Origin of the sequence: Lysobacter soli, from assembly GCF_003382285.1 — a bacterium.
Lineage (GTDB): Bacteria > Pseudomonadota > Gammaproteobacteria > Xanthomonadales > Xanthomonadaceae > Lysobacter_J > Lysobacter_J soli.
Window position 1 is genome coordinate 235,862 of sequence record NZ_QTJR01000001.1, and the last position, 11,675, is coordinate 247,536.

9 protein-coding genes are annotated in these 11,675 nt (G+C 69.7%); 5 read left to right on the forward strand and 4 right to left on the reverse strand.

Features of this window, described 5'->3' with window-relative positions:
* Window positions 1-62 precede the first annotated feature (62 nt).
* Complete coding sequence (locus DX912_RS00995) at window positions 63-1,229, forward strand: mechanosensitive ion channel family protein (RefSeq protein ID WP_115840600.1); 1,167 nt, start codon at window positions 63-65, stop codon at window positions 1,227-1,229.
* Window positions 1,230-1,232: 3 nt separating this feature from the next.
* On the opposite strand, the gene DX912_RS01000 is transcribed toward DX912_RS00995, so the two are convergent.
* A complete protein-coding gene (locus DX912_RS01000) occupies window positions 1,233-2,333 on the reverse strand; it encodes an ABC transporter ATP-binding protein (protein ID WP_115840601.1) in 1,101 nt (366 codons plus the stop codon).
* A gap of 357 nt (window positions 2,334-2,690) precedes the next feature.
* On the opposite strand from DX912_RS01000, the gene glk reads away from it, so the two are divergent.
* Window positions 2,691-3,680, forward strand: coding sequence for a glucokinase (gene glk / locus DX912_RS01005; RefSeq protein WP_232338555.1), 990 nt, complete (start codon window positions 2,691-2,693; stop codon window positions 3,678-3,680).
* A 43-nt stretch (window positions 3,681-3,723) separates the two neighbouring features.
* The gene (gene pgl, locus DX912_RS01010; RefSeq protein WP_115840602.1) at window positions 3,724-4,464 is read left to right on the forward strand and encodes a 6-phosphogluconolactonase; all 741 of its coding nucleotides are present in this window, start codon (window positions 3,724-3,726) and stop codon (window positions 4,462-4,464) included.
* 15 nt (window positions 4,465-4,479) lie between these two features.
* Here the strand turns inward: pgl and DX912_RS01015 are convergent, their stop codons facing one another.
* On the reverse strand, window positions 4,480-4,890 hold the full coding sequence (locus tag DX912_RS01015; RefSeq protein WP_115840603.1) for a hypothetical protein: 411 nt from the start codon (window positions 4,888-4,890) through the stop codon (window positions 4,480-4,482).
* Between the two features lie 201 nt (window positions 4,891-5,091).
* On the reverse strand, window positions 5,092-6,030 hold the full coding sequence (locus DX912_RS01020; RefSeq protein ID WP_115840604.1) for an AraC family transcriptional regulator: 939 nt from the start codon (window positions 6,028-6,030) through the stop codon (window positions 5,092-5,094).
* A 283-nt stretch (window positions 6,031-6,313) separates the two neighbouring features.
* Here DX912_RS01020 and DX912_RS01025 point away from each other — a divergent pair, with 283 nt between their 5' ends.
* Together DX912_RS01025 and DX912_RS01030 are read left to right on the forward strand one after the other, a co-directional pair.
* Entirely contained in the window at window positions 6,314-9,523 is a 3,210-nt protein-coding gene (locus tag DX912_RS01025) for an efflux RND transporter permease subunit (protein ID WP_115840605.1), read from the forward strand.
* Complete coding sequence (locus DX912_RS01030) at window positions 9,520-10,659, forward strand: efflux RND transporter periplasmic adaptor subunit (RefSeq protein ID WP_115840606.1); 1,140 nt, start codon at window positions 9,520-9,522, stop codon at window positions 10,657-10,659. The genes DX912_RS01025 and DX912_RS01030 overlap by 4 nt, the downstream gene beginning before the upstream one ends.
* A 6-nt stretch (window positions 10,660-10,665) precedes the next feature.
* Here DX912_RS01030 and DX912_RS01035 read toward each other — a convergent pair whose 3' ends face one another.
* Complete coding sequence (locus DX912_RS01035; RefSeq protein ID WP_181902656.1) at window positions 10,666-11,619, reverse strand: GAF domain-containing protein; 954 nt, start codon at window positions 11,617-11,619, stop codon at window positions 10,666-10,668.
* Window positions 11,620-11,675: the final 56 nt, after the last annotated feature.

Genomic DNA, 11,675 nt, shown 5'->3' on the forward strand with positions numbered 1-11,675 from the left:
GCCCCCGGTGGGACGGCCGACAGGTCGACGCGGCATTTACGGCGCCACTGCGAGGCTGGGGCATGGATCGAGGTTTCTGGGAGCAGGCGGGCGCGATCGCGTGGCCGTTGACGATCGCGCTGGTGCTGGGCCTGCTGGTCCATCGCGCCCTGCTCGCCCTGTCGCGCCGGGCCGACGCCCACGCCGCCACCCGGATGCGGGCGCGCATCACGCAGGTCATCGCCCTGCCCGCGGCCGTCGCGCTGCCGCTGATCTTCCTCAGCGTGGCGGTGCGCGCCGTGCCGCTGCCGGAGGACTGGCTGGACCGGATCCAGCACTGGCTCGGCGTCGGAACCCTTCTGTGCTTCACGTGGCTGGTGGTCCGGGCGATCGGCGCGATCGAACGGCGGATCCTGCGCCAGAACCCCGTCGAGGTCGCAGACAACCTCGAAGCCCGCCGCATCCAGACCCAGACGCGCGTGCTCAGCCGCATCGCCCAGGGCGTGGCGATCCTCGCCGGCGTCTCGATCGCGCTGATGACGTTCCCTGCCATCCGCCAGATCGGCACGACGCTGCTCGCATCGGCCGGCATCATCGGCCTGGTGGCGGGCATCGCCGCCAAGCCGGTGTTCGGCAACCTCATCGCCGGGCTGCAGATCGCCGTGGCACAGCCGATCCGCCTGGACGACGTCGTCATCGTCCAGGGCGAATGGGGCCGCATCGAGGAAATCGACAGCACGTATGTCGTCGTGCGCATCTGGGACGAGCGCCGCCTCGTGGTGCCGCTGCAATGGTTCATCGAGAACCCGTTCGAGAACTGGACGCGCACCACCTCGCAGCTGCTCGGCACCGCTTTCCTTTGGCTCGACTACCGCACGCCGATGGCCGAGGTACGAAAGGCGCTGCAGCACATCTGCGAGACCGACGAGCGCTGGGACGGCCGCGTATGCGTCGCGCAGATCACCGATTCGGACCAGTCGACGCTGCAGGTGCGATTGCTGGTGAGCGCGCGCAATTCCGGCGACCTGTTCGACCTGCGCTGCGCCGTGCGCGAGCGGATGATCGAATTCCTCAACGCCTCGCATCCCTATGCGCTGCCGCGCGTGCGCGTGGCGCGGGCGATCCGCGCGGCGGGCGATTCGGAATCGCGGCAGGCAGGGCCGCGCGAAATCGGCGAGCAGACGACCTCGCCCGGCGCGGAAGACGTCAACGACGCCGACGTCGCGCGGGCGGCCGCGCAGCCCGAGTAAGGCCTACGCCCGCAGGCTGCGTCCACTCTCCGGATCGAAGTAGTGCATGTGCTCGGGGTTGTGCCCCAGATACACCGTGTCGCCGGGACCGGGCAGGTTGCGCGGAGGCAGGCGGACGACGAGCTCGCCGCCACCGCAGGCCAGGTTGAGGAAGGCTTCGTTGCCGATGGGTTCGACGGTTTCGACCCGCGCCTGCAGGTGTCCTGCGCCGGGTGCAGCGAGCGAGAGATCTTCCGGACGCAGGCCGACGGTGAGCCGCTTGCCGGCAAAACCACGCAGGACCTCGCGCAGTCCGGCTTCCGGCTGCAGCGGAAGTTCGACGCCGTCCGCGAGCCGCAAGGCGAGATCGTCGTCGCGCTGCACGACCTCGCCTTCGAGCAGGTTCATCTTCGGGCTGCCCAGGAAGGTCGCCACGAACAGGTTCGCCGGCCGGTTGTACAGCGCCATCGGCGTGTCGATCTGCTGGATGCGGCCCTTGTCCAGCACGACGATGCGCTGGCCGAGCGTCATCGCTTCGACCTGGTCGTGCGTGACATAGATCATGGTCGTGCCGAGCTTGCGGTGCAGGCGCGCGATCTCCACGCGCGTGGACGCACGCAGCTTGGCGTCGAGGTTCGAGAGCGGTTCGTCGAGCAGGAACACCTGCGGTTGGCGCACCAGCGCGCGGCCGAGCGCGACGCGCTGGCGCTGTCCGCCCGACAGCGCTGCCGGCTTGCGATCCAGTAGCGATTCCAGTTCGAGCATCTGCGCCGATTCGGTCACGCGGCGGGCGATTTCGTCCTTCGACGCGCCGCGCAGCTTCAGGCCGAAACCGAGGTTCTCGGCCACGGTCATGTGCGGATACAGCGCGTAGCTCTGGAAGACCATCGCGATGTCGCGATCCTTCGGCGCCATGTCGTTGACCACGCGATCGCCGATGCGCAATTCGCCGGCGGTGATGGTTTCCAGGCCCGCGATCATGCGCAGCAGCGTCGACTTGCCGCAGCCCGACGGGCCGACCAGCACCAGCAGTTCGCCGTCGCCGATGTCGAAGGTCGCGTCGTCCACGCCGACGAAGCCGTTGGGATAGACCTTGCGCAGACGATCCAGCGTGACCTTCGCCATTGAGTTCCTCGGGTGTGTCCCTGCGGTCGAGCGGGACGGCGCTCGCATTCTGTTGGTTCCGGCGATGCAAATGGCGCCGGGCTTCGTTATCCTGCCATGTAACCGTTTTCATGCCTATCGCGCGGCCTTCATGGGGCCACGGACCCGACGGTCACGCACGGTTTGGCGGACGGGATCCGCTGCCCCTTCCCTCCCACGGCAGCGGGTCCCGCCGTTCTTGTCGGAACGCCCTGCACGGCGGGTCTGATTTCGTATTCAGTCGCGACAGGCCGGCGCCGGTACATCGCCCACGGAGACAGGCACGCGGCGGTCCATTACGCTGCGGCCTTTCTGCGTTTACCCCACCGCGGTGATCCCTTGAGCGAGACCTTCCCGACCGACAGCCACGCCCTGCTCGCCGACATCGGCGGCACCAATGCGCGCTTCGCGCTCGCGCGGCGCGATGCGGTCGACCCGTTGCTGATGGACAGCGTGCGCGAATTCGCCGTCGCCGATTTCCCCTCGCTGGCCGACGCCGCGCGCCATTACCTCGACACGACCGGCGCGATCGCGACGACCGGCGTGTTCGCCGTGGCCGGCCGCGTGGACGGCGACGAGGCGCGCATCACCAACCATCCGTGGGTGATTTCCGCCGTGCGCACCGGCGAACAACTGGGCCTGGGATCGCTGCGCCTGGTCAACGATTTCGCCGCGCAGGCGATGGGCGCCTCCCTGCTGCGTCCGCAGGACGTGGTGCCGGTCGGCGGCATCGGCTGGAGCGGCCACGACGCCGTGGACCGCACCTTCGCCATCATCGGTGCGGGCACGGGCCTGGGCGTGGGCGGGCTGCTGCGACGCGGCGGCCGCTACTTCCCGCTGCAGACCGAGGGCGGCCACGTCAGCTTCGCGCCGAACTCGCCGGAGGAAATCGAGATCCTGGTGCAGATGTCGGCCGAGTTCGGCCGCGTATCGAACGAACGCCTCGTCAGCGGCCAGGGCCTGGTGAACCTGCATCGCGCCCTGAGCAACATCGCCGGCGAGGATCCGGGTCCGCTGAAACCGTCGGACATCACCGCTCGCGCGAAGGAAGGCGACGAACGCAGCCTGCGCACGATCGACGTGTTCTGCGCGGTGTTCGGCGCGGCCGCGGGCGACCTGGTCCTGACGCTCGGCGCATGGGACGGCGTGTTCCTCACCGGCGGCCTCGTGCCGAAGCTGTTGCCGTCGATCGCGCATTCGGCCTTCCGCCAGCGCTTCGAATACAAGGGCCGGTTCTCGCCGGTGATGGCGCGCATCCCGACACTGGCGGTGGTGCATCCGCAACCGGGGTTGCTCGGCGCCGCCGCGCTCGCGCAGGACGTCGCCTAACGCCACACGTGGCCTTGAAGTGGGCTGTGCGAGGATCCGGCGAATGGCCGATCGCTCGCCCCAGCCAGTGCCCGAAATCGCCGCGACGTACACGTTCCACGCCCACGCGAACCGCGAGGTGTGGACCTGGGCGGCGGCGGTGTCGATCGCCGCGGAACTGCGCCGAGAGCTGATCGTCCAGCCACGTGCGCGCCTGCTGCTCTCCGGCGGCGGCACGCCGGGGCCGGTCTACCGGGCGCTATCGCAGGCGCCGCTGGACTGGGAGCGCGTGGACGTCGGCCTCGTGGACGAGCGCTGGCTGCTGCCCGACGACCCCGACAGCAACGCGTGGCTGGTGCATCACGAATTCCTGCGCGACCACGCCGCCGTCGCGCGCTTCGAACCGATGACGCAGGCCGGCCGGAACCTCGAAGGCGCGGTCGCGACCGCCAACGCGCACGCGCGCCGCGAAGCGACCGTCGCCGTCTTCGGCATGGGCGAGGACGGGCATACGGCGTCGCTGTTCCCGGACATGGCCGACGCCGAGCGCGTCCTAACCAGCCCGCGCGACTACGTCGCCGTGGACGCGCACGGCTGCCCCGGCGCGCAGCGATGGCCGCGCCGCATCAGCCTCACCCCGCACGGCATGAAGCGCATCGCGCACCGGTTGCTGCTCATCCAGGGTGCGCGAAAGCGCGCGGTGTTCGAAGAGGCGATCGCCTCCGGCGACGTGCAACGCTGGCCGGTGCTGGCGACACTGGAAAGCTCGTACGGCACGCCGCTCGACGTGCACTGGTGCGCGTGAGGTTCGGCCTCGGGATCAACCTTGCGCTTCGATCGACGTTTCGCTGCTGGTCGTATGCACTGCATCCTTCGACGCGATTCGCGCATCGCGCAGCAGGCGCCGCGCCACGAGCAGGTTCTTCAACGGCAACACCAGTCCGGATTCGAACGGACTGAGGATCACCGTCGTCACCAGCACGGGCACCAGGCCGACGGTTCGTGCGCGCGGATCAAGCGCGCGGCAGAGCCGGTGTGCGCGCACGGTGTAGAACAGCACCGGCGGCACCGTCACCAGCGTAAGCAGCACCGAGGCCTTCAGGCCGTCCTGCCGCCACTGCAATGCGGTCGCGGTGCACATGATGGCGAACCACACCACGTGCAGCACATAGGTGCGGATCAATGCCGTGCGCGTGCGGGCGAGTTGCTGCAGGAGGGCATCGCGATCCATGCGTGCGTGTGTCCGGTGGGAACGCGGCCACTGTAGCCCGGGCATGCGGGGCGGTGCCATGGCACGTCGGAGCTCTGCCCTCATCCGCCTGCCGGCACCTTCTCCCGCAGGCGGGAGAAGGGTTCTGCTTCGGGCGTGCTCACATCGGCGACGCGCTGTTCGCAGATTTGGATTACTCGAGCGGCGCCGCCGCGAGGAAGGCTAGACCTGCGGCACGCCGCGCGAACGTCCGACTTCCGATCGCGGGGGCGCACCGAACAGGCGCTTGTATTCGCGGCTGAACTGCGACGGGCTTTCGTAGCCGACATGGCGCGCGGCCGACAGCGCTTCCATGCCGCCGGCCATCATCAGCCGACGCGCTTCGTGCAGGCGCAGGTGTTTCTGGAACTGCAGCGGCGACATGGTCGTCACCGCCTTGAACTGGTGGTGGAACGAGGACGTGCTCATGTGCACGGTGCGCGCGAGCTCGTCGATGCTCAGCGGCTGCAGGTAGTCCTCGCGCAGTCGCGCGACGGCGCGCGCGATGCGGCTGGAGCGCGTGTCCTTCGTCGCCAGCGCGCGCAGGCGATGGCCGAGTTCTCCCGTCAGGACGCGATAGAGGATCTCGCGTCGCGCCATCGCGCCGAGCACCGGCAGGTCATCCGGCGTATCGAGCAGGCGCATCAGGCGAAGCACGGCGTCCATCAGCGGTGCGTTGACGCGCGCGGCGTAGAGGCCAAGGTCGAGGCCCTGCGCGACGTCGGGTGACGCGGGCTGCGGCAGCCCGGACTGCGCGATGAGCGCGGCCACGTCGTCCGGGTCGATATCCAGGCGAAGGCAAAGGTATGGCTCGTCCGGCGTGGCCTCGATCACCTGCCCCGTCACCGGCAGGGTCACCGACACGACCAGGTAGTTGAGCGGGTTGTAGACGTAGGTCTGGCCGGCGAGCGTCGCCGTCTTGCTGCCCTGCGCCACGATCACCAGCCGCGGCTCGTACACGACCGGCGTGCAGGCGGTGGGACCGCTCAGGCGGACCAGGCTCAGCGGCGGGAACGCGGTCGCGTGGACGCCGTCGCCCGGTGTCGATCGGGCAATCCGCTGCGCGAGTTCCGGCAAGGCGGCGCAACCGGGGCGATCGTTCGGGGAATCGATGGAAGGCATTGGAGTTCCGGGGAGTTGCAGCCGTTCCGGGAGGCGCTCGGATTATGACTTCCGGGCTATGCCGAAGCTTGCCGATCGTGCCGGCTCGCGACGGATTTGCAGGATCGGGCAATGATCCAGCAGCAATGGACTATCGCATGCCTCCGCCCGGGACTACCGTACGCAGGACACGGAACGCCCCGCGCCGACCCGCCCTGCACGCCCGACCACGCGCGGCCGCGGGGCCATCGGGTGTGCGGCCTTCCCTCCCCCGACGCTTCGCCCAGCACAGGCCGGCCACCCGATGTGGATTGTCCAGTACGCCCTGAGCCGCCGATACACCATCGGCGTGCTCGCGATCCTGATCCTGCTGTTCGGCACGCTGGCCGCACGGCGCATGCCGACCGACATCCTCCCGGAAGTCGGCATCCCATCGGTCAACCTGGTCTGGACCTATAACGGCCTGCCCGCGGCCGACATGGCCGCCAAGCTCACCTCGTTCTCCGAGGTGGCGATCATGAACACCGTCGACGACCTGAAGGAAGTCCGGTCCGACACGATCAACGGCGCCAGCATCGTGCGCATCGACTTCCAGCCGAACGTGAGCCTGGACCGCGCGCTCGGCCAGATCACGTCGGTGTCGCAGACGATCCTGCGCCGCATGCCGCCGGGCACGTCGCCGCCGCTGGTGATCCGCAACAACGTCTCGTCCACGCCGGTGCTGATGCTGGTGCTGTCGTCGGACTCGCTCACCGAGGCGCAGCTGTACGACTACGCGCGCCTGCAGCTGCGCTCGCAGATCCAGACCATTCCCGGCATCCGCATGTCGCTGCCCTACGGTGGCGCGGCGCGGCAGATCATGGTCGACCTCAATCCCGCCGCGCTGCAGACCTACGGCCTGACGCCGGCCGACGTCACCGGCGCGCTGGAACGCGGCAGCCCGACGCTTCCGTCCGGTTCCATCCGCGAGAACGCCCGCGAGATGCAGATCTCGCTCGATTCCAGCCCGGCGACGGCGGCCGACTTCCTCGACATCCCCGTCGCGTCGCGCAACGGCACGCTGGTGTACGTGCGCGACATCGCGTCCGTGCGCGACGGCGGCGCGCTGCAGACCAACGTCGCGCGCATGGACGGTTCCAGCGCGGTCGCGGTGGCGCTGATCAAGCTCGGCAACGCCTCGGCGGTGGAACTGGTGCGTTCGGTGCGCGAGCGCCTGCCGGAAATCGAAGCCTCCGCGCCGCCAGGCACGCGCATCCAGCCGATCTTCGACCAGTCGGTGTTCGTCGACAACGCCATCGGTTCGATCCGCCACGAAGCGCTGCTGGTCGGCCTGCTCGTCGCGCTGGTCGTGCTGGTGTTCATCGGATCGTGGCGTTCGAGCCTGATCGTGCTCTCGGCCATTCCGCTGGCGCTGCTGGCGTCGGTCGCGATGCTCAGCCTGCTGGGCTACACGTTCAACGTGATGACGCTGGGCGGCCTGGCGCTCGCCATCGGCATCCTGGTGGACAACGCGGTGGTGGACGTGGAGAACACCAACCGCAACATCGCGCTCGGAAAGGACGTGCGCACCGCGATCCTCGACAGCGCGAAGGAAGTGGTGTTCCCGGAGATGGTCTCGACCATCGCCATTTGCATCGTGCTCACGCCGATCCTGCTGATGACGGGCCTGTCGGCGTGGGTGTTCACGCCGCTGGCGCTGGCGGTGATCTTCGCGATGCTGGCCTCGTTCCTGCTGTCGCGAACGCTGATCCCGGTGCTGTGCTACCTGCTGCTGCCGGCCGACATCCAGTCCCGCGCGAACCCGCGCTGGGCGCCGGAGAAGTTCCTGCTGAAGGTCAACCACGCGGTCGAACATCGCCTCGATGCGCTGCGCGACAAGCATCATGCGCTGCTGGTGAAGCTCGGCCACCACGGCGGCGTGCTCGCCATCGCCGCGTTGCTCGTCATCGCCCTGGGCGGCGTGTCGGCGGTGTCGCTGGGACGCGAGTACTTCCCGCACGTCGACGCAGGCCAGTTGCGCTTCCAGGTGCGCTTCCCGTCCGGCACGCGACTGGAGCAGACCGCCGCGCGCGTGACCGAGATCCAGCGTGAGATCCGCAAGATCGTGCCGCCCGACGAACTGCAGACGGTCTACGAGCAGATCGGCGTGCCCGACGCGGTGAACCTGTCGCTGGTCGACAGCGCGGTGGTGGGTTCGTTCGAAGCGGAGATCATGCTGCAGCTGAAGACGCCGCACGGTCCGAGCCACGAATACCTGTCGCGGATCCGCCATGCCATCGCCGAGAAATTCCCGGACGTGAAGATGTTCGAGCGCCCGCCGGACGCGACCAGCCGCACGCTGGCGGGCTCGGCCGCCGCGGCGTTCGAAGTGCGCATCATCGGCCGCGACAGCGCGGGCAACCTCGCGCTCGCACGCGAGATCGAGCAGCGCCTGCACCAGGTGCCGGGCGCGGTGGACGTCGCGCTGCGCCAGGTGCTCGACCTGCCCGAATACCAGGTGCACATCGACCGCACGCGTGCGGCGCAGCTGGGACTGGACGCGCAGCAGGCCAGCCGCGCGGTGCTCGCGGTGCTCGGTTCGGCCGGCACGGTGTCGCCGGTGTACTGGACCGATACCGTCAACGCGCTCGCCTACACCGTGCAGGTGCAGGCGCCGCCGGTGAACATGACCAGCATCGACGAACTGCTCAACGCGCCGCTGCGCATCGGCAGCGACGGGCAGGCGGTGTTGCTGCGGAACATCGCGACGGTCACGCCGCGGCAGGTTCCGGCGAGCCTTGCGCGCACGACGCTCGCGCCGACGATCAGCGTGCTGGCGAACGTGGAAGGCACGGACCTCGGTTCGGTCCACGACGCGCTGACCGGCATCACCAAGCAGCTGGAGTCGCGCCTCAAGCCGGGCAACCGCATCGAGATCGTCGGCCAGGCCGGCGAGATGCAGAGCGCGTACGGCGAACTCGCCGCGGGTCTGCTGATGTCGGCCGCGCTCGTGTTCCTGGTGCTGGTGGTGAACTTCCAGTCGTGGATCCAGCCGCTGGTGGCGATGTCGGGCCTGCCGATCGCCATCGCCGGCGCAGCCATCGGCCTGTTCGTCACCGGCACGCCGCTGAGCGTGCCGGCGCTGATGGGCGTGATGATGGTGATCGGCGTATCGACCGCGAACTCGGTGCTGGTCACCAGCTTCGCGCGCGGACTGGTCGCCGACGGCCACGACCCCGAACTCGCCGCGTACGAATCCGCCGCGGTGCGCCTGCGCCCGGTGCTGATGACGGCGAGCGCGATGGTGCTGGGCATCATCCCGATGGCGCTGGGCCTCGGCGAAGGCGGCGAGCAGAACGCGCCGCTCGGCCGCGCCGTCATCGGCGGCCTGCTGTTCGGCACGCCCGCCACGCTGATCCTCGTTCCGTCCATCCTTGCCGTGCTCGGCCGCCGCATGCCGGCTGCCGCGCGCCACGCCGCCCATCCCGACGACACCCCCGGCACCGCAGACGCCGAGGCAGGAGCCACGCCATGACGACCGCCCCCTCCCACGCGCGCATCACCACGCGGGGCGCGACCTTCACCCTGACCGCGCTCTGGGTCGCGCTCGCGCTGTCCGGCTGCAACCGCAGCTCGGCCGAGCCCACGCCGTCGCAGGCGGTTCCCGACGTACTGACCGTGCAGGCAAAACCCGCCGACGCCGCGTTCGAACTGCGTCTGCCCGCGCGTGCGCTGGCCGGCGAATCGGCGCAGCTCTATCCGCGTGCGACCGGCTTCGTCAGCGAACGCCGCGTCGACCTCGGCGACAAGGTCGTCGCCGGCCAGGTGCTGGCGGTGATCTCCGCGCCGGAATCCGACCAGGCCGTGCGCGAAGCCGCCGCCGTGCTCGCGCAGGCGAAGGCGGACCAGGAACTGGCGAAGGTCAACTACGACCGCGCGCAGGTGCTGATCGGTTCGGGCGCGATCTCGAAGGAGCTCTACAGCGACCGCAAGGCGAACTTCGACGTCGCCGTCGCCGCGCGTGGCGCCGCCGAGGCGCGCCTGGCGGCCGCGCGCGAGCGCCAGGGTTTCCAGACCGTGCGCGCGCCGTTCTCCGGCGTGGTGGTCGCGCGCAACGTCGAGCGTGGCGATCGCGTGGTCGGCGACGTCGCCAGCGCGCAGCCGATGTTCGAGGTGAACGCCCTCGATCCGCTGCGCGTGGTCGTCGACGTCCCGCAGAACGTGGCGCTGCAGATCCAGCCGGGCGTCGAAGGCGATGTCACCTTCCCCGAGCTGCCCGGCCAGACGTTCAAGGCGCAGGTCGTGCGCAGCGCGCAGGCGATCTCGCGCGATGCCGGCGTGATGCGCACCGAACTGCGCCTGCCCAATCCCGACAGCCGCATCCCCGCCGGCATGGTCGGCAGCGTCGCGCTGCACCTCACGCGCGCGGTGCCGGCGATCGTGGTGCCGGTATCGACTGTCGTGCAGCGCGGCACGGTCGCGCAGGTGGCGACGGTCCAGGACGGCAAGCTCGCCTTCCACGACGTCACGCTCGGCCGCAACCTCGGCAACGACATCGAAGTGCTGTCGGGCGTCGCGGCGAACGACACCGTCGTGCTCGCGCCGAACGCACTGCTCACCGACGGCAGCGCGGTCAACGCCAAACCGATGGCGCCGCCGAAGAAGCAGTAATCGGGTTCAGGCCGGCGACTCGCCGGCCGCGTCCTTCTGCCGGCTCAGGTCGGCTTCGGCGCGCAGGAACACCGCGCCCAGCGCTTCGTCGCCATGCGTCGAGACCGCGCTGCCTACCCGCACCGCCAACCCGCTCTGCGAAGGTTCCGCCGCGGCGACGGCCAGCAGCGCGTCCAGGCGCGCTTCGCCCGCATCGCCCATCAGCACGGCGACGAACTCCGCGCTTTCGCTCACGCGGTTCACGCGATCGCCGGCGTCCAGGTCCATGCAGGCTTCGAAGCGCGATTCCAGCGCGGTCAACGCCTTGTCGACGGTGCGCTCGCCACTGCTTTCCACCGCCGCCGCATAGCGCTGCACTTCCAGGATGGCGATGCGGTAGTTCTCCTTCGCCTTCGCTTCAGGCTCAGGCTGCGGCGCGCGCGGCGGATCGAGCGCGGCGCGAACTTCGTCCTGGTAGCGGCGCGCATGCCCGTCCAGCAGCCCCATCGCGATGCGGCCCAGCGAATGCAGCCATTCGCGCTGCTCGCCGTCGAGCGTGCGCGGCTGGCGGTCGACGATGCACAACGTGCCGATCGCCTGCCCGTCGGCGGTCGTAAGCGGCATGCTCGCGTAGAAGCGGGCGCGCACCTCGCCGATCACGATCGGCAGGAACGCGAAGCGGGGATCGCGCGCGAGGTCGCTCACTTCCATCAGCTCGCCCGGCTGCAGGATCGCGTGCGCGCAGACCGCGACATTGCGCGGCGTTTCGTGCTCGGCCAGGCCGACGCGCGCCTTGAACCACTGGCGTTCGCGATCGATCAGCGACAGCAGCGCGATCGGTGCGCCGCACAGGTGCGCGGCGGCGCGGACCAAGTCGTCGTAGACCGTCTCGGTGGGTGTGTCGACCACGTGGTAGCGGTCCAGCGCGTGCTGGCGCGCACGCTCGTCGGCTGGAAGAACGCGTTGGGGGATCCGGGCCAAGGGCCGCACTTCATGCTGCGGAGGCTCGAACGTTGCCGCAGCGAAGGTCCAGACGG